The 25142-nt window shown below is 38.4% G+C and carries 21 protein-coding genes; 12 read left to right on the plus strand and 9 right to left on the minus strand.

Going from position 1 to position 25142, the window contains the following annotated elements; all coding sequences use genetic code 11:
- Positions 1-40 precede the first annotated feature (40 nt).
- Positions 41-2683: an alanine--tRNA ligase gene (gene alaS, locus FJR09_RS21120; protein ID WP_168652485.1), complete on the plus strand. Its 2643-nt coding sequence runs from the start codon at positions 41-43 to the stop codon at positions 2681-2683.
- 55 nt (positions 2684-2738) lie between these two features.
- Here the strand turns inward: alaS and FJR09_RS21125 are convergent, their stop codons facing one another.
- A complete protein-coding gene (locus FJR09_RS21125) occupies positions 2739-2954 on the minus strand; it encodes a type II toxin-antitoxin system HicB family antitoxin (RefSeq protein ID WP_015080616.1) in 216 nt (71 codons plus the stop codon).
- Between the two features lie 167 nt (positions 2955-3121).
- Here FJR09_RS21125 and FJR09_RS24850 point away from each other — a divergent pair, with 167 nt between their 5' ends.
- From FJR09_RS24850 to FJR09_RS21150, 6 genes are all read left to right on the plus strand, one after another.
- A complete protein-coding gene (locus tag FJR09_RS24850; protein ID WP_041458062.1) occupies positions 3122-3340 on the plus strand; it encodes a hypothetical protein in 219 nt (72 codons plus the stop codon).
- Positions 3340-4623 (plus strand): hypothetical protein, encoded by a 1284-nt coding sequence (locus FJR09_RS21130; protein WP_015080617.1) that lies wholly within the window; start codon positions 3340-3342, stop codon positions 4621-4623. Before FJR09_RS24850 ends, FJR09_RS21130 begins: the two co-directional genes overlap by 1 nt.
- 124 nt (positions 4624-4747) lie before the next feature.
- Positions 4748-5908, plus strand: a complete 1161-nt coding sequence (locus FJR09_RS21135; protein WP_168652486.1) for an ATP/GTP-binding protein — start codon at positions 4748-4750, stop codon at positions 5906-5908.
- A 2-nt stretch (positions 5909-5910) separates the two neighbouring features.
- The gene (locus tag FJR09_RS21140) at positions 5911-6549 is read left to right on the plus strand and encodes a DUF3226 domain-containing protein (protein ID WP_168652487.1); all 639 of its coding nucleotides are present in this window, start codon (positions 5911-5913) and stop codon (positions 6547-6549) included.
- A gap of 153 nt (positions 6550-6702) precedes the next feature.
- Positions 6703-7287 carry a Uma2 family endonuclease gene (locus tag FJR09_RS21145; protein WP_015080620.1) on the plus strand — a complete coding sequence of 195 codons (585 nt, stop codon included), beginning with the start codon at positions 6703-6705 and terminating at the stop codon, positions 7285-7287.
- A gap of 79 nt (positions 7288-7366) precedes the next feature.
- Positions 7367-7627: a hypothetical protein gene (locus FJR09_RS21150; protein ID WP_015080621.1), complete on the plus strand. Its 261-nt coding sequence runs from the start codon at positions 7367-7369 to the stop codon at positions 7625-7627.
- Here FJR09_RS21150 and FJR09_RS21155 read toward each other — a convergent pair.
- A complete protein-coding gene (locus FJR09_RS21155) occupies positions 7624-8520 on the minus strand; it encodes a 1-aminocyclopropane-1-carboxylate deaminase/D-cysteine desulfhydrase (protein WP_168651209.1) in 897 nt (298 codons plus the stop codon). The two genes, FJR09_RS21150 and FJR09_RS21155, sit on opposite strands and share 4 nt — an antisense overlap.
- 72 nt (positions 8521-8592) lie before the next feature.
- Positions 8593-11340 (minus strand): efflux RND transporter permease subunit, encoded by a 2748-nt coding sequence (locus tag FJR09_RS21160; RefSeq protein ID WP_015080623.1) that lies wholly within the window; start codon positions 11338-11340, stop codon positions 8593-8595.
- A 90-nt stretch (positions 11341-11430) separates the two neighbouring features.
- On the opposite strand from FJR09_RS21160, the gene FJR09_RS21165 reads away from it, so the two are divergent.
- The gene (locus FJR09_RS21165; RefSeq protein ID WP_168633297.1) at positions 11431-12132 is read left to right on the plus strand and encodes a phosphorylase; all 702 of its coding nucleotides are present in this window, start codon (positions 11431-11433) and stop codon (positions 12130-12132) included.
- A 35-nt stretch (positions 12133-12167) separates the two neighbouring features.
- Here the strand turns inward: FJR09_RS21165 and FJR09_RS21170 are convergent, their stop codons facing one another.
- Positions 12168-15071, minus strand: coding sequence for a DUF4114 domain-containing protein (locus tag FJR09_RS21170; protein ID WP_168651210.1), 2904 nt, complete (start codon positions 15069-15071; stop codon positions 12168-12170).
- A gap of 890 nt (positions 15072-15961) precedes the next feature.
- Between FJR09_RS21170 and FJR09_RS21175 the strand changes: the two genes are divergently transcribed.
- Positions 15962-16399, plus strand: coding sequence for a hypothetical protein (locus FJR09_RS21175; RefSeq protein ID WP_168654174.1), 438 nt, complete (start codon positions 15962-15964; stop codon positions 16397-16399).
- On the opposite strand, the gene FJR09_RS21180 is transcribed toward FJR09_RS21175, so the two are convergent.
- Positions 16343-17512 (minus strand): glycosyltransferase, encoded by a 1170-nt coding sequence (locus FJR09_RS21180; protein WP_168653377.1) that lies wholly within the window; start codon positions 17510-17512, stop codon positions 16343-16345. The two genes, FJR09_RS21175 and FJR09_RS21180, sit on opposite strands and share 57 nt — an antisense overlap.
- A gap of 153 nt (positions 17513-17665) precedes the next feature.
- Here FJR09_RS21180 and shc point away from each other — a divergent pair, with 153 nt between their 5' ends.
- Together shc and FJR09_RS21190 are read left to right on the plus strand one after the other, a co-directional pair.
- The gene (gene shc / locus FJR09_RS21185) at positions 17666-19579 is read left to right on the plus strand and encodes a squalene--hopene cyclase (RefSeq protein WP_168653378.1); all 1914 of its coding nucleotides are present in this window, start codon (positions 17666-17668) and stop codon (positions 19577-19579) included.
- Positions 19580-19692: 113 nt separating this feature from the next.
- The gene (locus FJR09_RS21190; RefSeq protein WP_168650929.1) at positions 19693-20118 is read left to right on the plus strand and encodes a cobalamin biosynthesis protein; all 426 of its coding nucleotides are present in this window, start codon (positions 19693-19695) and stop codon (positions 20116-20118) included.
- On the opposite strand, the gene FJR09_RS21195 is transcribed toward FJR09_RS21190, so the two are convergent.
- The 4 genes from FJR09_RS21195 to FJR09_RS21210 all read right to left on the minus strand — a co-directional run bounded on the left by FJR09_RS21195 (position 20115) and on the right by FJR09_RS21210 (position 23946).
- On the minus strand, positions 20115-20468 hold the full coding sequence (locus tag FJR09_RS21195; RefSeq protein WP_015080630.1) for a phage holin family protein: 354 nt from the start codon (positions 20466-20468) through the stop codon (positions 20115-20117). The genes FJR09_RS21190 and FJR09_RS21195 overlap by 4 nt on opposite strands.
- A 21-nt stretch (positions 20469-20489) precedes the next feature.
- Positions 20490-21260, minus strand: a complete 771-nt coding sequence (locus FJR09_RS21200; protein ID WP_168653379.1) for a peptidoglycan-binding protein — start codon at positions 21258-21260, stop codon at positions 20490-20492.
- Positions 21261-21418: 158 nt separating this feature from the next.
- The gene (locus FJR09_RS21205; RefSeq protein ID WP_168633302.1) at positions 21419-22690 is read right to left on the minus strand and encodes a pitrilysin family protein; all 1272 of its coding nucleotides are present in this window, start codon (positions 22688-22690) and stop codon (positions 21419-21421) included.
- A gap of 14 nt (positions 22691-22704) precedes the next feature.
- The gene (locus FJR09_RS21210; protein WP_168650941.1) at positions 22705-23946 is read right to left on the minus strand and encodes a pitrilysin family protein; all 1242 of its coding nucleotides are present in this window, start codon (positions 23944-23946) and stop codon (positions 22705-22707) included.
- 206 nt (positions 23947-24152) lie between these two features.
- On the opposite strand from FJR09_RS21210, the gene FJR09_RS21215 reads away from it, so the two are divergent.
- Entirely contained in the window at positions 24153-24887 is a 735-nt protein-coding gene (locus FJR09_RS21215; RefSeq protein ID WP_168633692.1) for a class I SAM-dependent methyltransferase, read from the plus strand.
- Positions 24888-25142 lie beyond the last annotated feature (255 nt).

The raw sequence follows: 25142 nt of genomic DNA on the forward strand, positions 1-25142 counted from the left end.
GATTTTCCTAAATTAACTAAATTTGATTTCTTAAACACTCATGTCTTCAACTCCCCAATTTCTTAGCGGTAACGATATTCGTCAATTATTCCTTGATTTCTACGCACAACGGGGACACCAACCGCTTCCCAGTGCTTCCCTTGTTCCCGAAGATCCAACTGTGCTGCTGACTATTGCAGGGATGTTACCATTTAAGCCGATATTCCTGGGACAACGGACACCGGAATTTAAACGCGCTACGACTTCGCAAAAGTGTATCCGTACCAATGATATCGAAAATGTGGGACGGACTCAACGCCATCATACATTTTTTGAGATGTTGGGGAATTTCAGCTTTGGTGATTATTTTAAACCACAGGCGATCGCTTGGGGTTGGGAATTATCTACTCAAGTCTTTGGTTTCTCCCCCCAGAATCTCGTTGTCAGCGTGTTTGAAGACGACGACGAAGCTTTTGCAATTTGGCGCGATACTATTGGTGTAACGGAAAAACGCATCAAACGCATGGGTGCAGATGATAATTTCTGGGTATCTGGAATTACTGGTCCCTGTGGTCCTTGTTCGGAAATTTATTATGATTTTCACCCAGAACGCGGTGAAGATCATATTGATTTAGAAGATGATACCCGATTTATCGAGTTTTATAACTTGGTATTTATGCAATATAATCGGGATGCTGCTGGTAATTTAACCCCGTTGCAAAATCAGAATATTGACACGGGAATGGGTTTGGAAAGAATGGCGCAAATCCTGCAAAAGAAGCCGAATAATTATGAAACAGATTTGATTTTCCCGATTATTGAAACTGCGGCAAAAATTGCCAAAATTGATTATTACGAAAGTGATGAAAATACGAAAGTTTCTTTAAAGGTAATTGGTGATCATGTCCGTTCTGTTGTCCACATGATTGCTGATGGAATTCGCGCTTCTAATGTGGGAAGAGGTTATGTTTTACGGCGTTTAATTCGTCGCGTCGTCAGACATGGGAGATTAATCGGAATTTCTGGGGAATTTATTAACCAAGTTGCAGAAACCGCAATTTCTCTTTCGGAATCAATTTATCCCAATTTGCGACAAAGAGAAACTGCAATTAAAGCCGAATTGCAAAGAGAAGAAAGTAACTTCTTGAAAACTCTTGATAGAGGAGAAAAACTATTAGCAGAAATTATCCAAGAGGTAAAACAAAAAGGATTAACTTCTATTAGTGGTGAAAGTGCTTTTACCTTGTATGATACCTACGGTTTCCCATTAGAATTAACCCAAGAAGTTGCTGAAGAAAATCACATTACTGTTGATGTTGATGGTTTCAACGCAGAAATGCAAAAACAGGTAGAACGTGCAAAAGCTGCACACGAAACCATTGATTTAACTGTACAAGGTTCTTTAGATAAACTTGCAGAACATATTCACTCCACACAATTCATTGGTTATACCCAATTAACAACAACAGCAAAAATCGAAGTTTTATTAGTTGCTGGTGTTTCTGAAGAAGCCGCAGAAGCAGGAACAGAAGTACAAATTGTTCTCGATAAAACTCCTTTTTATGCTGAATCTGGGGGACAAATTGGCGATAAAGGTTATATTAGCGGTGATGGTGTTTTAGTCAGAATTGAAGATGTGAAAAAAGAATCTGATTTCTTTATTCATTTTGGATACATTGAACGTGGTACAATTAGAATTGGTGATGAAATTACCGCACAAATTGATCGGGGTTGTCGTCGTCGCGCTCAAGCTAATCATACAGCAACTCATTTATTACAAGCTGCTTTAAAGAAAGTTGTTGATGAGGGAATTTCTCAAGCTGGTTCTTTGGTTTCTTTTGATAGATTGCGCTTTGATTTTAACTGTCCTCGCGCTTTAAATGGTGAGGAAATTCAACAAATTGAAGAATTAGTAAATAGTTGGATTTCTGAAGCTCATTCTGCTACAATGGAAGAGATACCTATAGCAGAAGCTAAAGCGAAAGGTGCAGTAGCAATGTTTGGGGAAAAATACGGTGATCAAGTGCGGGTGATTGATTTCCCTGGCGTTTCTATGGAATTATGTGGGGGAACTCATGTTAATAATACTGCGGAAATTGGCGTTTTCAAAATCATTGCTGAAGCCGGAGTTGCTTCTGGAGTCAGAAGAATAGAAGCGGTTTCCGGGGCTGCGGTATTGGATTATTTGAATGTGCGTGATATAGTTGTGAAGGATTTGTGCGATCGCTTTAAAGTCAAACCCGAAGAAATACCCGACAGAATCACAACTTTACAAACCGAACTTCGCAACAACGAAAAAGAAATTCAAAGCCTGAAATCACAAATAGCAATAGTCAAATCTGACAGCTTATTACAAACTGCGGAAATAATTGGAGAACACAAAATCATTATTGCCCAAATGGAAGATATTGACGCAGAATCATTAAAAGCTGCTGCGGAAAGATTGCTGCAAAAAATCGGTAATGGTGCAGTAGTTTTAGGTTCTATTCCCGAAGCCGGAAAAGTGAGTATCGTTGCAGCTTTCAGTCCTGAAGTGAATAAAAAAGGTGTTCAAGCTGGAAAATTTGTTGGTAATGTAGCTAAAATCTGTGGAGGTGGTGGTGGTGGAAAACCCAACCTCGCGCAAGCTGGGGGACGTGACGCAAGTAAGTTACCAGAAGCATTAGAAACTGCGAAAAATGATTTGTTAGCAGCGTTGAAATAGGATTTAGATCAATATTTAGATCCCCGACTTCTTAAAGAAGTCGGGGATCTGGATTTTAGATCATCACTGCAACTTGACCTACTTTTGTAGAAGGTTTGGGTATAGGTTTTCCATCTTCTTTCAATACTTCCAAATACAATTCTATAGCTTCTTTAATTAGTTCTTCTGTTTCTTGTAGAGTATCACCACAAGCAACACATCCGGGTATATCTGGAACATAAGCAGAATAATTACTACCTGCCCATTCATAGACTACTGCATAATTTTTCATTGTTTGTCCTCCAGTTGTGCTTGGGAAAAAATACTCTTTCGAGTTCCTTCCGCTAAGTCTTTTTGAATATTTGGTAGAATATCTAGGCTTATCCTGCGGAATAGGAGTTAAATCTTCTGTTTGTATCTTTAGGCTGACTATTTTTTACCTAAAGGAAGGATTAGCTTATGCAAATACTGAAAGACCTCTACCAGAAACAATCTGAACTCGTTCAAACACTGGATTGGCAAGGACAACGTCGTGAAATTGAACAGTTGCGTGATCTGAGTGCGTTAGCCCTAAAAACTATGGGAAGAGTAAATGAGTCATTTAGAATGAACCATGAGACCATCGGTAGTTGGATTAATGGACAGTCTCTTCCTCTGCAATTGTACAACCTAGATTGATGGTTGACGTTACACCCAGTGAACTGAAGAAACCTCGCCCTTTTGGTATGCCCTTTCGTTCATTATGCCAAATGGCTGAAGTTGGGTATATCTATCTTAATTTTCGAGACTATGACTCGGATGCAAATCAAGATTTTAGAGAGCATATTCAAGTAGCTGAACGAATTGAGCAACTTTTTCAGCACGCAAAATCGCAACTTTATATTGGAAGTGCTTTGAGAAAGCCTATTTTCAACATTGCTCTTCAATCAAGTGGATATGATAATGATAACTACGAAAATTATTATCATGAAGCAATAAAATATCTAAGCAAAGCTCAACAATGTTTTCAAGAGATTAAGTCTGTACACCCTGACGCTGAATTTCGTACTGAAAAGCCTCATCTGGCGGCAGTTGCGTGGCATTGGGCATATTTGAACGCCATATCTCACTATTTACCTCTACATCTGATTAAGATTGACAGCCATAAGTATGAAGAAAATCCTAAGAGTGAACTTAATGCTCTGTTTCAGAAAGCAGTGCAATTAGGAGAAGAAGCTACAGCCAAACCAAATGAAACTGCTAAGTATAATGCTGCCAAAGCTTTTGTTAATCTGGCAAAAAGATTAAGAAGTTGCCACTTAAATTTTACTGCTCCCTTAACTGGGTCTTGGGGAACAACCTACAACATGACGGCAGAAGAGTATAAGCAGTCACAAGATGTTCGTGATTACTGGAGAGATGTACCATTCCAAGCAACGGATATAGAGGTTAATCGCTATGTTCTTTATTTACTACAAGAAGCAAATGACTCAGTTCATCCCAATTTTCGGGAAATAGGTTTAAACAATATGACCCTAAAAGAACAGGTGGATGACAATGTATTTATAGAGAAGACTATTGATAAACTTCTGCAAGTTCGTACTGCTAGGGGAAACAGTATCAATGAAGCGGCTAATATCCTGAAGGAAGTTAAAGAGATTTACACAATTAGGGGTCTTTCTGCTGATACACAGCGATTGCAAAAGTTTCTTAATGATTACAAAGCGATTGAAATTGAAAATCAAAAACTCTACATTAAAGCCCTTGAAGGCGTGTGGAACTATGTTCTATCTCCTGCGGTTGGTAACTTGAGTCCTCTAACCCAAGGAATTTTTCCCTGGCTTGTTCCTTTATGTTCTGATACAGTTAAAGCAAGTATCGCACCACTTGTAGATAAACTTGGTCGCCGACCAGAAGGTCACAGGCAAATTATCCGAGCAAAACGTAAGTTGACAGAAAGATTAGAGAAGCCTTTAGTCTGATATGTGAAGTTCTTGTTTGTTGCAAAATTAGTAATTTATATCCCCAACTTCTTGAAGAATTTGGGGATATATTTGCTATAATCAACGTAGTCATTATTTCTCTTTTGTCTCCATCTTAAAAATTATGTTAAAAAGTATAAAAATAGAGAACTTTCGAGGTTTCAAATCTTTTGAACTTCAACAAATAGGTAGAATTAACTTACTGGTTGGTGAAAATAATAGCGGGAAAACTTCAATATTAGAAGCTATTCAACTTTTATGTTCACGGACTAATCTTGAACCACTCGGCGAAATAATGATTAACCGAGGTGAGTATTTTTGGAGTGATGATCCAAGAGAAGAACGCGAACTTGATATTTGTCATTTATTTTATGATCATCAATTTGATATAGATAGTCAATTTTCTATTTCAGGAATTAACGACAATTTGAAAGAAGAATTTTCTGTCAGTATAGGAAGTATAAAGTTACATATTGATGCTGATTTAGAAGAGTTGGAGGAATTAGATGAAGAAAAAAAAAGAGAACTTATTGAAGAGTTATCAAGTAATTTCAAAAGTCTAAATTTCAGAGTAGTTTGGAAGAGAGAAGATGAAGCTAAAGAAATTGTAAATACAGCTTTATCAGATAATAATTGTTTATCTTTAAGATTTATTAAACGTTCTAGCCGAGACAAAAAAAATCAAGTGTCTAGGACAGTATTTGTTAATTCTTCTTCTTTAAATACCACAAATATGAAAGAATTATTTGAGGAAGTTGTCTTAACTCCTGAAGAAGAACTAGCAACAGAAGCTTTGAGAATTATTGATCCAAAAATTGAACGTATTGCTCCAGCCAATGTTCAAAAAGCTACTCAGATGTCGAGATTACGTTCTGCTGCTGATTCACATACTGGTTTTTTTGTGCGTCTTAGTGATAAAAAACAGCGTGTACCTATTGGTAGTATGGGAGATGGAGTTTGGCGAATTTTAGGACTTGCATTAGCTATAGTATCAGCTAAAGATGGATATTTATTTGTAGATGAAATTGATACTGGACTGCATTTTACGACAATGTTGGGTATGTGGAAAATGATTTGGGATACAGCCAAAAGATTAAATGTACAAGTTTTTGCAACTACACATAATAATGATTGTTGGAAAAGTTTAGCTGATATTGCAGAACAAGAAGATGTAACAGATGATGGTATTAGAATTCATAGAATTGAGAGAGGTAAAGAAAAAAGTATAGTGTTTAATGAAGCACAAATTGTTATTGCTGCTCAAAGAGAACTGGAGATACGATAGCAATGGTAAAAAAATTATTAGTCGAAGGTAAAGATGATTTACGAGTTATCCCAGAACTAATTGAAAAAACAGGGATTAATTGGATTGAAAATAAAAAACCGATTGTACCAATTGGAGAAATTGGAGGTAAAGACAATCTCACATCTGACCTTATCTCTACAGAGTTACAGGCCAGAGGATTAACACATTTAGGTTTAATGATTGATGCTGACGAAAATGTTTCTGACAGTTGGAACATGATTAGGAATGCTTGTTTGCACATTGAAAGTATTCCTACTCTTCCTGAACAAATTCCAGAAACAGGATTAATTATTAAGACACTAGATGATAAGAAATTTGGTGTTTGGATTATGCCAGATAATCAACTGAAAGGTATGTTAGAAACATTTTTAGCTTACATGATTCCAGATGAAAGCGAACCTCTTTGGCAATATACACAGGAAGTAGTAACAGAAGCAAAAGCTAGAGGTGCAAAATTTATAAATTCACATATTGATAAAGCTCGTATTTATTCTTGGTTAGCTTGGCAAAATCCTCCAGGAAGACAATTACATAATGCTATTCAGGAGAAAATTCTAGATCCACAACATCCCAAAGCACAAGTATTTGTTAAATGGTTTAAGGATTTGTATGATTTGTAATCTCAAAATTTAAAGATAACAATATCACCATAAGTTCTTTGTCCTTACCACTCATGTTTTATCAAATCGAACAAACTGCTAGACTATAATTATAACTGAGTTGAGAAATTTGTAGAAGCGATACCCAACCCATAAAACCTATAAATTAAAATTATGACTCTTGCACAAGAAACACGCTACTATTCCCCTGAAGAATACCTAGAATTAGAGGTAAACTCAGAAATACGTCACGAATATATCAACGGATTAATTATACCCATGACAGGCGGAACACCCAATCACAACCAACTTGCACTTAATTTCAGTGGTACACTCAATTATCTTCTCAAACGTCAACCTTATCAAGTCTTTGTCACAGATCAACGTCTTTGGATTCCCACCAGAAAAATTCATACCTACCCTGATATTATGGTTGTGAAAACTCCCTTAGAATATGAACAAGGAAGAAAAGACACCTTAGTAAATCCTGTGATGATTGCAGAAGTATTATCAAAATCTACCAAAAGTTATGATAGAGATGAAAAATTTGCAGCGTATCGGACAATTCCTAGCTTACAAGAATATATTTTAATTGACCAATACACAATGCACATTGAGCAGTATTTTAAAACCGATAGTAATAAATGGATATTTTCTGAATTTACAGATGAAGATAGTAGCTTAAACCTATCTTCTATTCCCTGCCAAATCTTGTTAACAGATATTTATGATAAAGTAGATTTCAACACCGAAGAATAAAAACTCAATCTTCCTCTTTGCGTCTTTGCGCCTCTGCGTGAGATAATCATAATTCTAAATACCAAAGGAGTCAATAAAAATGAGTCGCATTAATCCTTACACATTACAAATGCAAATTACCCAAATGTTTACTCAAGGACAATCATTTTTTGCCTTGACAAAAGTTCAAGATTGGTTAAAAGAACATAATCAAAACCCCTTAGACTACGAAATTCTCTTTCATAAAAAACCCGCACCTCCCGGTTCAAAAGAAGTCATGGTCATAGAAATAGAATTAAAACGCAAAGACGGACAACCTGTAGATCCTTGGTTACAAGAACAGGCTAATTTACACGCTTAATTCCCCTGTAAACCACCAGTATGGATTAATAGCAAAGATTCCGATTTAAAAAACCCTTTTGCAATTAAATCCATCACTCCATAAAACATTTTGCCTGTATATATATAATCTAAAGGTATATCATGTTGTTGTTGGAAATCTTGACAAAAGAGCTTTAATTTATTAGTTACCTTAGCGTAACCACCAAAATGATAATCAGATACAAGTTCCCAAGGTGCAGGAAAATTAACAGGTGTTGGTAAATCAGAAGCTAGATAATTTGTTAATAAGTTATTGATATCTTCCTTGAGAAAATCACCACCTTTCAAAACAGGAAAACCAATCACCCTTTGTTCTTGATTTAATGATAGTGTCATTCCTGCTAATGTTGTTCCTGTACCGCAAGCTAAACAGATAGTATCAAATCCTTTAACTGTTTGTAATATTTCTGTACAGCCACGCATACCATTTAAATTACAACCCCCTTCAGGAATCATAAATACTTCTCCAAATTGCTGTTTTAACTGATTTTGTAATTCTTCTGTATGGCGTTTTTTATAGGTCTGCCGATCAATATATACTAATTGCATTCCCTGTGCTACTGCAAATTCTAGAGTAGGATTTAAAGGAATATTTTCTTCTCCACGAATTACGCCAATAGTGCGAAAACCAAACAGATTTCCTGCGGCAGCGGTAGCATAAATATGATTAGAATAAGCACCACCAAAGGTGAGAATTGTCGATAATTTCCTCTCTTTAGCTTCTACCAGGTTATACTTGAGCTTAAACCATTTATTACCGTTGATTTGTGAGTGCATGAGATCCAGGCGTAATCCGAATAACTTAACATCTGCATTAGCACAGATTTCACTATTAATTTGTTGAATAAGTGGAGGAAAAAAAATTGACGACATTTTCAGGAAAAGTTAAGCTTTATAAAATACTAAGATCCCCGACTTAGCTAAAAAATCGGGGATCTGAAAGATTTATCCTTTCACCGTCTTCCTGGGAAACCAATCATCTAAAATGGCGTAGAATACCGGGACAACAAACAAGCTGAGAATAGTAGAACTTACCAAACCACCAGCTATAGATACAGCCATAGGCGATCGCAATTCCGAACCCGCACCTAAACCCAAAGCAATAGGAACCATCCCCAAAATTGTTGCCGCAGTTGTCATCATAATGGGACGTAAACGTACAGGTCCAGCTTTAAGAATTGCCTCAGTCCGTTCTAGTCCAGAATCCCGTAACTGATTAATATAATCTACGATTAAAATCGCATTTTTGTTAGTAATCCCCAGCAGAAACACAAAACCAATCAGAGATATCATCCCAAAATCACTTTTTGTAAATAGCAGTGCCAGCAACGCCCCAACCACTGCTAAAGGTAAAGAAAGACCAATAACTATGGGATCTACCCAACTTTTAAACAACCAAATTAGCACCACAATAATACAAAGTGCCGATAATCCCAGCGTTGTGCCAAAACTCCCAAAAACCTGATTTTGACGGGCAGAATCTCCCCCTAAATTCAAAGACACACCAGCCGGCATCACAGCTTTAGCTTCAGCTACGACTTGATCAGTTGCATCACCTAAAGTTAAATTTTGACCCAGGTTAGCACCGATATAAACTACTCGCTGATTATTCAACCTTTCAATTTGCAAAATCCCATCTTGTTGATAAGACGCACCTGTAATAGTCACATCAGCAAAACCAGATATTTTCTCAATTCGAGCTTTTACCGCTTTAGCTGCTGTCGTCAAAGCTTTGATATCATTACCTTGTAAAGCTATTTGTAAAGGTTTTTGTCCACCCGTATCAACAAACTGAATATCCTCTACACTTGTAGTTACACCCGCCAATTTTGGCAAAGCAGCACGGAGTTGGTCTTGTACTTCTGCCGTTTTCACTTCTCGCTCTGCTTTGAGCTTAACGTACAGCGTCCCCTTGTTTGGTTCACCTTCACGAGAACCCACAGTAGTAAATACCGTTGCCACAGCGGGGAACTTTCTCACTACTTCTTCCAGTTTCTTAGCAACATCCAAAGAATCGTTTAAAGGAATAGGAATAGGAATAGAAGATGATGAATCAGCCAAAGCCGCAGCAGATAAAGACGAATTTCCTAATTTATCTTTTTGTCCCATTTGTCCCAGTTGTCCTGCTTGTCCTCCTGGTTGTCCTAGTCCTCCTTGCACCCCTTGTGCTAGATCCCCAGGAAGACTAGGTAGAGGAGCAGTATAGACAATATTAAATTCTCCTCGGTCAAGTTTAGGAATAAATCCTTTGGGAATTAGGGGAATCAGGGCAAGACCAGCAATTAAACTACTTATAGCTAACCCAACAACTATCAAGCGGTGCTGCAAAGACCAGGCTAACAAGTTACGATAAGCTTGATCAAATTCTAGCCAAATTTTACTTTGCTTCTGAGGAGAACTGGATGGTTTAGCTTTAAGCCAATAAATAGCTAAGACTGGTGATAAGGTTCGGGCTACTAACATAGATGTCAGCATGGCAGCAGAAACGGTAATTCCAAAGGGTTTGAAAAACTGACCAATGACTCCACCCATTAAACCAATAGGCAAAAATACTGCTACCGCTGTCAAAGTAGCTGCGGTGACAGTTAAACCAATTTCATTAGTGGCTATCAAAGCGGCTTCGCGGGGGGTTTTCCCTTCTTCAATATGCCGCATGATGTTTTCTACATCAACTATGGCATCATCTACTATCGAGCCAATGACTAAAGCTAAGGCTAACAGGGTGATAGTTTCTAAGTTAAAGCCATATATCGCCATGACGATAAATGTTCCTAACAAAGATATGGGAATAGCTAAGGCAGAAATTAGGGTAGCTTGCCAATTCCATAAAAAGGGAAAGATGACGACAATTGATAAAATTATCGCTTCGATCAGGGCATCTATGGTGGAATGGGTGGCGTTGCGGATATATTCAGCTTGGGTAGCAGCTAAAGTGAGAGTAACATCTTTTAAGCTAGACCTTAGCTGTTGTACTTCTTTTTCTACCCGATTAACTACTTCCAAGGTATTAGCATCACCTTTTTTAATGACCTGAAAGGCTAAAGCCTGTTTACCATTGAACCTGACTAAAGTGCCGACTGGGGGTAATCCATTTGTTGCTGTTGGTGGTGGTGCATTCGTACTCACTTCCCCTAACAGAGAGACTTTCAGAATTCCTGGTAATTTAGCTATGCTAGGGACAATTTTATCTTTTACCAGTTGCCGTAAATTATCAATCTTCCCAGAAGAACTTTCAATGGCATAGCTAACAGCCGCTGATTCGTTCAGATTCAAAGGGATGATTTTTTTAGTGGCATTCTTAGGTAGATTTAATTGATTAACGATCTGAGAAATTTTATTAGTCGCAGTTTCTAAATTCGTACCCACCACAAAAGAGGAAACTACAGCAGTTTGACCAGGATAAGTTGATGAACGAATATCCTCAAGTCCTACCAGTGATTTGAGACTTTCCTCCAGTGGTTTAGTGAGTTTTTCTTCCGTATCTAAGGCTGATGTTAAAGGTGCTTGGACATTTACCACCACTACCGGAAAGGTGATATCTGGAAATAAAGCATATTTGAGGGAACTCAAGGCCAGGACACCAGCTACCGCTATACCTATCCAAAAACACACCGTCAACCAAGAAAACTTAATCGCTAATTTGGAAATATTGAAGCTTTCGCGGGCAGATTCTGAGTTATTAGTCTTTACCATCTGATAAAATTATTTAAGTCCTTGGTCATTAGTCATCGGTCTTTTGATCACTGACAACTGACAGGTTAGTATAGAACTTCTAGGATAACAATGGTTACGATCTTAGTCCCCCAGGGAGCAGAATATCAAGCCGTCTGTCGCGGATTAAGTCGCGTCCCCAGTTCCCAAGCCAAGGTATTAGCGATACCAATGGGAATCGAACCAGTGCGGAAATATTTACAACAGTTCACCCATGGTCAAGAGAATCGGATGCTGATGATGGGTTTATGTGGTAGCTTGAGCAAAAATTATCAAGTTGGAGATATTGTTTTATATCAAAATTGTCTTTATCAAGGAAATCTGCAAGAGGGCAATAATTCCTTCACCGCAGATATACATAATCAACTTGGTGATCGTGTATCTTTAGTCAAAGGGTTAACGAGCGATCGCCTCTTATATAAAGCCACAGAAAAACGCCAGTTATATGAACAATCCGGTGCTGACGTTGTAGATATGGAAGGATATGCTTTTCTAGAATTTTTCCAGCAACCAGTTTCTCCACAGGTACAAATAGCCATCCTGCGAGTAGTTAGCGATGATGCTCATCATGACATCCCCAATATCACATCAGCCATTGGTGCAGACGGTTCATTACAACCTTTACCCTTAGCTTGGGAATTCATCCGTCAACCCCTAGCAGCGACTCGATTAATTACAGGTTCATTAAAAGGACTCAAAACTTTAACAGCAGTCACACAATTATTATTTACTCCTAACAAGATCCCCGACTTCTCTAAGAAGTCGGGGATCTGATTCTGATGAATATTCTCAAACCTGAGAAATATCTTTTACGCTTGAGCCAAATTGACTTTAACAATCACATCATTAAAATCTTTATCACCACCACCACGTAAATCCTCAAAACCAAAGGTATTATCACCTAACATCCGCACATGATCTACACCATCTGAGTTCGCACCCAAGAAGGTAAAGTAAATATCTGGATTATTATTAGGATTACTATCAAGTAGGGCATCAGGTGTACCATTCACAACAAGAAATGGTACATATATAGAGCCACCTTGAAGCGTATTATTGAAATTTGCCGTTCCACCGTTGTTCACAGCTAAATTAATGTCAGAAAGACGACCATTAATAGCTGCTTGAACATAACCATCTTGTCCTGGGAGGATATCAGCCTTACCATCACCATTAGTATCAATACCGCCATTCGCATCAGTCACGCGATAGAAACCAACAAAATTGTTGTAACTTGCTTCTCGGTTAACCACAAAATTAGCGGTTACTGCGCCAGTAATACCTCGTAAATCCAGCGATTCGCCTTGTGGTTTATTTTGCAAAGTTGTACCCAAAGTTGTAGCTCGATCACTTGCCTGAATTGTTAACGGAAAATCCTCAAAGCCGCTAGGATTACCAGAACCATCTTCCCAATCTAGGGAATACTGATCAGATCCCAAATCTGTAATCTTGAGATTAGCAGGGTTGGCAAACAGGACATTGCCAATAGAGGTGTTATTACTCAGTACAGAATCGGTTGAACCGTCTTTGACCAAATAGAATCTCAAATTGTCATTGGAGTTAAATCTTAATAACCTGTCCAGGCTAGTAGGATCAAATCCAGCAGGAAGATTAGTAAGGGTAGAGAAAACTACCTGACCTTTTGCTAATGCTTTTTCTGCATAACCCGCTTCATCGGGGGCAATACCATCAACTTTACCAGACGCATCATCAACAGTAAATACTCCAATTTCATTGCGACCGGAATTGGGTCCTGTTAATTTTACTTCCAGTGTTGCCTTGCCGTTGTTGCCTTTGATATTGAAGACATTATCACTAACTAGCGTTAGGAAATCGCTAACAGTGCCGGTGCCAGTGGAAGTTGGATTAACATCAGGTGTACCAGCAGATGTGGCAGCAGGCGTTCCGAAGATCACATAGGCTTCACCTGCTTGAGAATTAGCCAAGGGAGCGCCAATAATCAAATCATTAACACCATCACCATTGACATCTCCAGCACCACTGACTGACTGACCTAAGTTACTATTTTCAGCACCATCAATGATAAAGCCCTTTTCACCATCGTACTCAGGTGTATCGAAAGTTGAGAGTTCAAAGGTAGCGCCAAAGCCTTGTTTGCTACCATAAATAACATAGCCTTGTCCAGCGTTATCAGTAGCCTTTTTTGCCCCAAGAATGATGTCATCAATACCATCATCGTTAAAATCTCCCAAACCACTGACAGACCAACCTGAGTTGTCAAGGGCGGAAATACCGTTGATGGTAAAGCCATTGTTGCCATTGAGATTAGCAACATCAAGAGTCTTACCAAAACCGTTTTTATTACCAAAGACTACATAGCTTCTGCCAGCAGATTCTTTGTCATTGGGATTGCCATCTTTTGCCCCAATAATCAAGTCTCCGATGCCGTCACCGTTGATATCTCCAGCTTTGCTAACAGAGAAGCCTGATTGATCTCCTGCTTGTCCGTTGATGGTAAAACCATCGCTGCTATTGAGGTTAGAGACGTTGATAATATTGGAAGTAAGGGGATTTGTGGAGTCAGTTTTCCGTCCATAAATAACAAAACTGCTTCCAGAATTATCACCATTGGTATTAGCAGAGGGCGCACCAAGAATGATGTCATCAATCTTATCACCGTTGATATCTCCCGCATCACTAACGGAATAGCCCAGGTTATTTGGGTTATCACTGATGATTGCCAGGATGTCTACGGTTGAAGCGAAATCACCATCTTTTTTCCCAAAGATGATATAGGCTTCTCCTTTATTAGCTGTTCCGTCATCACTAGGATGAGTTGCACCAATTAATAGGTCTTTAACGCCATCACCATTAAAATCGCCAGCGCTGCTAACAGCCCAACCTACATTATCACCAGACTGATTACCTTTCATGGTAAAACCCTGGCTAGGTTCAAGGTTGGAGAGTTCGATGGGATTACTGAAATAGTTAGGGTCTTTACTACCAAAGACGACATAAGCAGCCCCGGAATTATCTCCATTGATGTCAGAAAAGGGTGCGCCAATGACTAGATCATCAACACCGTCACCGTTAATATCCCCAATATTGCTAACGGAACGGCCTGAGTCATCACCAACTTCTGCCCCATTAATCACAAAGCCTGTAGTAGCATTGAGATTGGAAGGGTCTATGACTTGTTGAAAGTTCTCTTTGCTGCCAAAGACTACATAAGTTTTCCCGGAGTTAAATTTGTCATTAGGATCACTCAAAGGTGAGCCGATGATTACATCCCCAATTCCATCACCGTTGATATCACCAGCATTGCTAACTGAGTAACCTAATTGATCATCACTTGCACCGCTGATGACAAAACCATCGTTGTTGGCTGTGGGTATAATCTCGCCAGTTACAGGATCTATAAGGCTAGTCTCGCCAGTTATAGGATCTATAACGGTTAGGAATAAAGTTTCAATAGGTGTGGGATTTGTGGTGGAAGTGTTATCTACGTTGGAACTAATATCTACATTGGAGCTAATATCCTGTTCGGAGGTGGTGTCTACAATGGAGGTGGTATTTTCAAGAGGGATAGGATCTTGTTCGGATGTGGTGGCTACATTAGAACTAATATCTTCAATGGCAGTAGGATCTTGTTCGGAGGTGATGCCTACATTAGAACTGATATCTTCAATGGCAGTGGTGTCTTCAATGAGAGTGGTATCTTCGAGTGTAGTGACGTTAATATCTGGTTCCATGATGGTGTCGTGTTATTGGTTTTTTGAATGTTTGATAAATTTCGGTTAGAGCAAAGCAGGTGTAATAGGTTGTTCCACCTTAGTTACACAAACATTTGCTATAAATCTGCGTTAAGAAATAGCTCTAGGCTGTAGTTGAGTTGCTAGAGTTGGTGTTGATGATAATAATGGATAGAATTTCATACCCCTGGGGTAAATATGCGTGTTTGTTTCTAAGTTTGAGTCATTAGAGTAACTGGGTATGGAAATAGGGGAATAGTAGTTAATGCCCTGGTATGCTGAAATTTCTCTGGACTGTAGTTGTGTTACCAGAGTTGGTATAGATAATCTTTTTTGAGATGGTCAGATCCGGTTAACTTCTATGGGAGATCAAACCTTCATCATCCATCTTATATACAAAAGTTTTCACCTCTTATGATCAAATCCAGGTCTATTTAAGACTTGGGTTTTTGCCGACGACACCCAAACGAAGGAAGATGCTGAAGTTTATGCCTGATTTGATTTAAGGACTCTTAGCTTTTCACTAACGAGAAAGTTTACTTTGATTGCCCGAAAACAGTACAGCCTAGATATTGTGCTATTAGTTGTGAAGCTTCTGTGAACTTGAGGTCAATAACACGCAAATTTCTGAGTTTGGCTTTTATCATTGGCTGTAAACATGACAATCAAATTTAGTCTGCGGTATGATACTTGATGTTAATGGAAAAAATTTCTCTTCCCTGTTCTCAAGTCCCGCTTCCTATAACTTAATCCCTAATTGCTAATGTCCAATCCGGACTTCTTTTAAATATTCTGACTACTTTTGATCTACTGTCTTTACCAGTAATCCTAATGTGTGGGTAATGCTGGGGCTGGTGTTTAATGGGTGAGAATGGGAATTTGGGGAAAAAATGTCTGCTACTGGTTGTCAACGGGGTAAACTCGGGAAGAAGGAGTCACCGAGTCAGGAGTCAGGAGAAGAAGAAGGAGTCACCGAGTCAGGAGTCAGGAGAAGAAGAAGGAGTCACCGAGTCAGGAGTCAGGAGTCACCGAGTCAGGAGTCAGGAGTCAGGAGTCAGGAGTCAGGAGTCAGGAGTCAGGAGTCAGGAGAAGAAGAAGGAAGAAGAAGGAAGAAGAAGAAGGAAGAAGAAGGAAGAAGGAAGAAGGAAGAAGGAAGAAGGAAGAAGGAAGAAGGAAGAAGGAAGAAGGAAGAAGGAAGAAGGAAGAAGGAAGAAGGAAGAAGGAAGAAGAAGGAAATTTCTTTCTCTGCTTTTCTTGCTTCTCTTATCTTGTCAACGGGCATATACTCTACCTTTCCATGCACCTCCACGTCCTTGCCAATGTTGTAATGCTGAATCTATTGTCATAGAAGTATATAAAAAAGCAATGATGGGTAAGCTAAAAGCAAAAACTGGAGAACATTTATAAAAACGAATAATTGGGAAATAAGCAAAAGTCATCAGTAGATATCCGATGAAAGAAATCAGGGTAATTATCCAATTCCCCAATACCAGACCGAAAATAATTGCTATCGGTGGTAATAAATAAACTAAAGTCATTCCCAACAGGCTGCCTATTAGCAGGAAAGGGGAATAATTTAGTTGTGTGTAAGCACTTCTGGCGACCATATCCCAAATTGTTTTCAGGGAGTCGTAAGGACGTAAGCTATAGGTTAGGGTGCTTAATCCTAGCCAGATTTTTCCGTGAGTTGATTTAACGGCTTTGGCTAGGGAACAGTCATCAATTAAGGCTTGACGAATTATTTGCAACCCACCAATTCTATTTAGGGCTTCTGAGTGAATGAGAATACAACCTCCAGCAGCGGCAGCAGTAGCTTTTTTGGGATTATTTACCCAGGAAAATGGATAAAGTTTTTGGAAGAAAAAGACGAAAGCTGGTATTAATAGTTGTTCCCAAAAACTTTGACAGCGTAAGCGTACCATGATGGATACGAGATCTAATTTCTGTGCCTCGGCTTTGGCAACTAGGCGGCGGAAGTTGCTGGGATCATGTTCTATATCTGCGTCGGTAAGTAAAAAATAGTCTGGTGTCAAGGTACTGGCTGTTTGTAAACCTTGTTCCATTGCCCACAATTTGCCTGTCCAACCTGGGGGTAATGAGGTGCTGGTAACAATTTGTAGTTGTGGGGTTTTGTCGAGGTTGTGGGCTACTCCTTCGGCAATGTGGGCTGTACCATCGCTACTTTGATCGTCTACTAAAAAGATGGTGAAATTACCAGGATAGTCTTGAAGGAGGAGCGATCGCAAGCTAACAGGAATGACATCGGCTTCATTACGGGCAGGAATTATTACGCACACGGTCGGTAAGGTGTTGTTATCAATATCTTTATCTTGATTTGCTTCTAATTGGTGATTAACTCGCCAAAACTGCCCCCAAAATAAGAGTAAAAATATCCAAATGACTAAGGATAGAAGGGTCAAACTGAATATAATTGTTGCCATAACTGTTGCTGTACTCCAATTTAAAATTTAAAAGACAAATTTAATTCTTTTACTGACTTGGATAGAATACAATGTTTGCTGATTTTGCGGAAGAATTTTCTCGTAATTCGGTTATGTTATTTAAATATTGTTTGGTGCTGAGGTAGGTATTTGATGCAAACACAAGATAGAATAAAAGTCAAGCAAGTTGTTGATGCGATAGCCGCAAGTCAAAAACATCTACTTTCTATTCAAAATCCCGATGGTTATTGGTGGGCTGAGTTAGAGTCTAATGTTACCATCACTTCGGAAGCTGTTTTATTACATAAGATTTGGGGAACTGAGAAAACCAGACCTTTACATAAAGTTGAAAATTATCTCCGTTCTCAACAACGAGAACATGGAGGTTGGGAATTGTTTTATGGTGATGGTGGAGATTTAAACACAACTGTAGAAGCCTATATGGCTTTAAGATTGTTAGGTGTACCCGCTACAGATACCGCATTGCTGAAAGCGAAATCTCTAATTTTAGCTAAAGGTGGTATTAGCAAAACTCGGATTTTTACAAAGTTACATCTAGCTTTAATTGGCTGTTATAATTGGCGCGGACTGCCTTCTTTGCCACCTTGGGTAATGTTACTACCCGATAATTTTTTCTTCAATATTTATGAACTTTCGAGTTGGGCGCGTTCTAGCACTGTGCCATTATTAATTGTCTTTGATCGAAAACCAATTTTTAACATTGATCAGCCAATTAATTTAGATGAATTATATGCTGAAGGTGTAAATAATGTCTGCTGGGAATTACCAAAAAATGGTGATTGGTCAGATATTTTTAATATCCTTGATGATGGCTTTAAATTAGCAGAAAGTATTAATTTTGTTCCTTTTAGAAATGAAGGAATTAAAGCCGCAGAAAAATGGATTCTAGAACGTCAAGAAGTTACAGGTGATTGGGGGGGAATTATTCCCGCCATGTTAAATTCTCTGTTAGCTTTAAAGTGTTTAGATTATGATGCTAATGATCCGGTTATCGAACGGGGTTTAAAAGCAGTTGATAATTTCGCCATTGAAACAGAAAATAGTTACTGTGTCCAACCTTGTGTTTCTCCTGTATGGGATACAGCTTGGGCGATTCGGGCTTTGATTGATTCAGGTTTTGCCCCAAATGATCCGGCTATTGTTAAAGCTGGAGCATGGTTAATAGAGAAACAAATTCTCGATTATGGTGATTGGAATGTCAAAAACAAGCAGGGAAAACCCGGTGCTTGGGCGTTTGAATTTGAAAATCGTTTTTACCCAGATGTGGATGATTCGGCTGTGGTTGTCATGGCTTTACATCAAGCAAAATTGCCAAATGAGGAACTAAAAAAACAAGCTATTAATAGGGCTTTAAATTGGATTGCGACGATGCAATGTAAACCAGGTGGTTGGGCGGCTTTTGATCTTGATAATGATCAAGAATGGCTCAATTCTGTCCCCTATGGTGATTTGAAAGCGATGATTGATCCAAATACGGCTGATGTCACTGCTAGAGTATTGGAAATGTTGGGGGCTTGTAATTTATCAATTCAACCAGATAATTTAGAAAAGTCTTTAGATTATCTTTTGAAGGAACAAGAAATAGAAGGTTGTTGGTTTGGACGTTGGGGTGTAAATTACATTTATGGAACTAGCGGCGTTTTATCAGCTTTGGCTTTAATTAATCCTTTGAAATATGCTAGAGATATAAATCAGGGTGCAGCTTGGTTAGTGAAAGTACAAAATTCTGATGGTGGTTGGGGAGAAACTTGTTTTAGTTACAATGATCCTAATTTAAAAGGAAAAGGTGACAGTACAGCATCCCAAACAGCATGGGCTTTAATTGGGTTAATAGCAGCAGGTGAAGCTACGGATAAATTAGCTATTGATAGTATTGAAAAGGGGATTAATTACCTATTAGAAACACAAAAATTAGATGGTACTTGGGATGAAGAATACTTTACCGGAACGGGCTTCCCTTGCCATTTTTATTTGAAGTATCACCTTTATCAGCAGTATTTTCCTTTAATGGCTTTGGGACGATATCAAGCAAAATGTTCGAGTTAAATAGCAATACCTTTGCCATTTTTCTGGAGAAATATTATCAATCTTGTAGTGCGGGCATCTTGCTCGCTATTTTTACACCCCATTTATTAGTGTTGTCAAAGAAAGTGGATAATATGGTTATAAAAAAATTATGGGTAGGAATTGGTTGTCAAAAAGGAATTTCCCAACAATTAATTAATTTAGTAATCAAAAAAGTTTTTCAGGAAAATCAACTTATATATCATGAAATAGCTGGAATTGCAACTATTGATAAAAAAGCCTCAGAAATTGGTTTATTGGAATTTTGTAACTTAGAAAAACTACCTTTAAAAACCTTTAGTGCCGAACTTTTAAATAATGTATTTGTTCCCAATCCTAATAATACTATTACTAAGTTAGTGGGAACATCTAGCGTAGCAGAGGCTTCCGCGATTCTTGCAGCTTCAGAAATCACATCTACGGAAATAATGTTATTAGTTCCTAAACAGATTTTCCGATTACCAGAAGCACCAGCAACAATCACAGTAGCCGTTGCTAAAAGTGAAAACCTGATATTTTAATCAACTGCATTAACAATCTGATTAATAATACCAGAAACAATTGATAAAACAATTGAACCTAAAAAAGCAGGAATAAAACCCCGAATTTCAAAACCATAACCGGGAGTTATCGCACTGGCAAACCATAGCGTTAAGGCATTAATCACTAGGGTGAATAAACCCAAAGTAATTAAGGTGATGGGAAATGCTAAAATCTGCAAAATTGGTCGCACAATGGCATTTACTAAACCAATCACAACAGCGGCAATTAAGGCAGCAACAAAACTAGTGAGAATGATTCCCGGAACAATTTTAGCCGTAATTAATAATGCTACCGCAGTCCCGATCCAAGTTAAAAGAAAGTGCTTCATAGTTTGATGACGAGAACAAGATTAACGTGACTGGGAAGTGCGGTTCAAGAACACTTTCCATGTACCACCACCGACAACACCATCAGGTTTTAAACCATAACGAGTTTGAGCAGCTTTGACTGCGGCTTCTGTGGATCTTCCGAAATCTCCATCTATTTTACCATTTAAAAAACCCAGGATTTTTAGTTGTTTTTGCAATTTAATTACTTCCGGTCCACTTGTGCCTAAATGTAAAATTGGCCATCCTTGGGGAGTATATTGAATACCGGGCATTTGTTGATTGAGAGGAGTGGGTTGAATACTAGAATTAGGCTGATTGGTGGTGCGTTTAGTAGTCAGTGGTTTTGTGAATCTGGTCGGTTGGGTAGGAACAGTCGTAAAACTACTGGCAGCATTAGGTGCGGAAGTAATAATATTTGATGGGCTGGGAAACAGTTTTTGCCAAGTGATATTATCTACATTACCAGTGGGATTTAGGCCAGCAGCTTGCTGAAATTGGGCAACGGCAATAATGGTACTTTGTTGATATGTACCATCCACAGCACCTGAATAAAAACCCAAAATCGTCAAAGCGGCTTGAAGTTCTGTAACTCGTTCACCCTGACTACCTAAGTTTAGAGGAGGACGATTAATTTTAACTTCTGTGTTGACTTGGGCAATTTTAATCGCTGCTGCTGTTGATATAAAAGCAGAGGAACTAATTAACGCGGGTGTGGTGGTTAACAAGAGTAAGCAATACCAAGAATTTGCGCTCATGTAGTTGGGAATACTTGCTATCAAACTAAATTTCATAGAATTTTTGTATAACTTTCCGATGCTGATCTTACCCTGTGGCGATCGCTTTGTTTGCCTTTAATCTTTTTGGTGTGAAGATAAAACATAATCGAATATTTCCAAGACTTGATTTTGTTGGGTAACATACGTCAACCCAACCTACGCAATTTAAGGTTTTAGAAAGTAGCTGTCTGAATGGCTTCTTCTGGTCCAACGAGAGATAAGTAGGGTGCTTGTAAATATTTACAAGCGGTTGTCATTGCCTCCGTTGCAGTGACATTATTAATTAATTCGGGAAACTTTTGATCAAATTCAATTCCTAAACCCAAAATTTCATACCAACCATATATCTGTGCAATATGTCCATTAGTTTGTTTACCCAACGCATATTGACCGATAATTTTGTTTTTAGCAGTTTGTAATGCTTCTGCTGACAGTTCGGTGGTAGATAATAATTCTACTTCTTGGCGAAGTCCATTAAAAGCAACTTTGGTGTTTTCCGGTGCTGTCCCAATATAAACCACGAAGGAAGCGGGAAAAAGTCGAGTCGAATAAATAGCAGATACGTCATAAGCTAAACCTTGCTTTTCTCGCAATTCTACAAATAAACGACTAGAAAGACCATTCCCTAAATAGGTAGCAAGTAACTTGAGGGCTGCATATTCTGGGTTAGTTACTGATGGTCCTAAATAACCCAACATGATAATTGATTGTTGTGTATTTAAGGGTTTCAGGCAAGATTTAGGTGATCCAGTAATTGGTGGTAAATTAAGAGTAGGTTTGGTGGAATTTGGTATTTGCCAATCACCAAAGATCTTATTTACTAATTTCTCTGCTTGTGCTGGTGTAATGCGTCCAGCAATGCTAATGACAATATTATCAGGACGGAAATGAGTTTGATGATATTCTACTAAGTCATCACGGGTAATGCTGCTCATGGTTGTTTCATCACCTAAAACTGACATAGAGTAGGGATGATTTGGGTACATTACCTGACGCAGTTGTTCAAAAGCCAGTCCAAAAGGTTGCTCTTTTTGGGAACGAATATCTTGGATTGCTAATCGCTTTTCTAATTCTATTTGGTTTTCGGGAAAGGTAGGCGATCGCAATAATTGTCCAGCCAATGTTAAAATATCAATAAAATCAGCAGTTACTGTTTTCAACGATAGCAAAAAATAATCTGTAGCTGCATCTGTACCTAAACCAGCTCCCACAGATTCAACTTTTTCGGCAATTTCTAAACTCGATAAACCATCACATCCCTTTGTCATTACTGCTGATAACAAATGCGCTAAACCAGCTTTTTCTCGCTGTTCATGACAACTACCAGCGCGAATAAAAATCCGTCCCGCAATAATATCAGCAGCTTGATTTTCTGATACTAATAAAACAATGCCATTACTTAATACGGTGCGATGAATCAGAGAGCGACTATTAATAGTTTGCATTTTTTACTTAATAATTAACAAGGTTTGAGAATTGTCACAGCATAATTAGCTGGGGAAAGATATTGTTGAGCTAATTTTTGCAGTTCTTGCGGATTGAAAGACTGGATTTCTTGGGGATAGGTAACAGCTAATTCAGCGTTAGCAATGGTATGATAATAACCATAAAAATTAGTTAGCTGATCTGGTGTTTCTGTAGAAAAGGCATAATCATTACATAAAAACCGCTGAATGCGATTTATTTCTGGTGTGCTAATTTCTTGATTTTGCAATTCTTGTAAATGATCACAAATCAACTCTTCAACTCGTTCCAGATATTCTGATTCCAACCAAGCCGTAATTGTAAATAAACTTGATTCTTGTTGGAGAGAAAAATCACAGCATAAGTCTTGAACAAGTTGCTTTTCTTCCCGCAAATCAGATACTAATCGAGAAATTCTCCCTTCTCCTAACAGTGCTGATAATAATTCTAAACCATGAACAGCCCGAAATTCTTCTACTCCTGGCACTTTCCAACCCATAATTAACCGCGCTTGTTCCAGTCTAGGTAAAATTAACTCATGACGACGAATTCCTGAAATTACCGGTGCTGCAATTTTGGTAAATTGGGGACAATGATCACGTTGCGGAAAATCTACAAATGTCCGGTTTACCAAGTCCCTCGCAGCTTTTTCACCAATTCCCCCCACCACAACCACAGTCATATTTTCTGGTTGGTAATAACTGCGATAAAAACAGCGCATAGCTTCGGGGGAATGCTGCATTAATTCTGGCTCAGTTCCTAGCACAGAACGTCCGTAAGGATGGTTTTGGTAAATATTTTTAACAAGAGATTGAAAACCTACCCAATCAGGATCATCATTGTAAGAACGGATTTCTTCTAGCACCACATCCCGTTCTCTGATAAATTCATCGTCAGGAATGGCTGCATTCAGGAGTAATTCTCCCAAATGTGGTAGAGTATGCTCTAGGTAATTAGCAGCGGTTGTAATCGAATAATGGGCATAATCGTGGCTGGTAGCGGCATTACTCACACCACCAATTTTTTCAATATGATAATCAAATTCTCCAGGCAGCAAGTTTGGTGTACCTTTGAAAATCATGTGTTCTAGAAAATGTGCCATTCCAAACCAAGGTTCTGGTTCTAGGTTAGCTCCCGCACGCACCCAAACGTCAGCTACGACTACGGGTGTAGTGGATATTTCTTGGTGAATGAATGTCAAGCCGTTATCTAATTTGATAACTGAACCGGGAAACACGTTGTTAGTTAGTTGTTTTAGCAATTTTTTCTAGTTTCAAGCACAATTTAATGTTGTCATTCTAACCTTGAATTTAACGGAAAAGAAAGCCAAATTGTAGAGATTTAGTAAATCAACAAGTTTTATGGGTCAAAAAACTCATTTGAGAATTTGATAGATTAACTTTGAATTCAAGACCCAAGTTCTTTAAATAGCAGGATATAAAAATGACTAGTAACTATGACTCCATAGCCAAAGAGTATAAAGAATCCAAAGAATTGCCGATGCGTTTACATATAGAAGCATATACATATTTTAATATGCTTGGCAATTTGGCGGAAAAATCAATTCTGGATCTGGCTTGTGGAGAAGGATTTTATACCAGAAAGTTTAAAGATCAAGGTGCAGCAAAGGTTGTAGGGGTAGACATTTCCCAAAAAATGATTGAATTGGCAAGAGAAGAAGAAACTAGAAAATTTCAAAATATTGAATATATTCTTGGTGATGTACTTGAACTCGGTGAAATAGGCAGCTTTGATTTGGTAGTTGCTTCCTATCTCCTAAATTATGCCCGAAGTTCAGAAGAATTACTCAAAATGTGTAAAAGTATATTTGCCAATCTTAAACCTGGTGGTCGTTTTGTTACTATTAATAGCAATCCCTCTCAAGCACCTGTATCATATCTGAAAACTGAAAAATATGGATTTATTAAAAGTATAGATTCACCACTAATCGAAGGTACACCCATAAAATATACATTTATTAATAATCATAAATTCACCTTTGATAACTATTACCTCAGCATTCCCACTCATGAATGGGCATTTCAGAGTGTCGGTTTTAAAGAGGTTCGCTGGCAATTACCAATAGTCTCACCTGATGGAATAAAAGAATTTGGGCAAGAATTTTGGCAAGATTTCCTTGATTCTGTGCCAATAATTGGTATTGAATGTTTTAAGTAAATCTACAAAATCCACCATCGTTTTAATATCCATGTTTGCGTCTAACGGGGCGACGATGAAGCTAGGAATAAGACAGGATAAGCTCCATACCCCTTAAACCCCCTTGATGATACTTAGGGCTTGCTGAATAAGTTGTCTGTGAGGGCAGGGAACTCTTAACTGGGAACAGGGAAGAGGTTTTGGGCAACTTTACTTTTCCTGATATATTACTCTTCGAGAAGCCGCTCCGCGTCTACGGTTTTTTTTCCGTTCACC

Origin of the sequence: Dolichospermum sp. UHCC 0406, assembly GCF_009712025.1 — a bacterium.
GTDB lineage: Bacteria > Cyanobacteriota > Cyanobacteriia > Cyanobacteriales > Nostocaceae > Dolichospermum > Dolichospermum lemmermannii.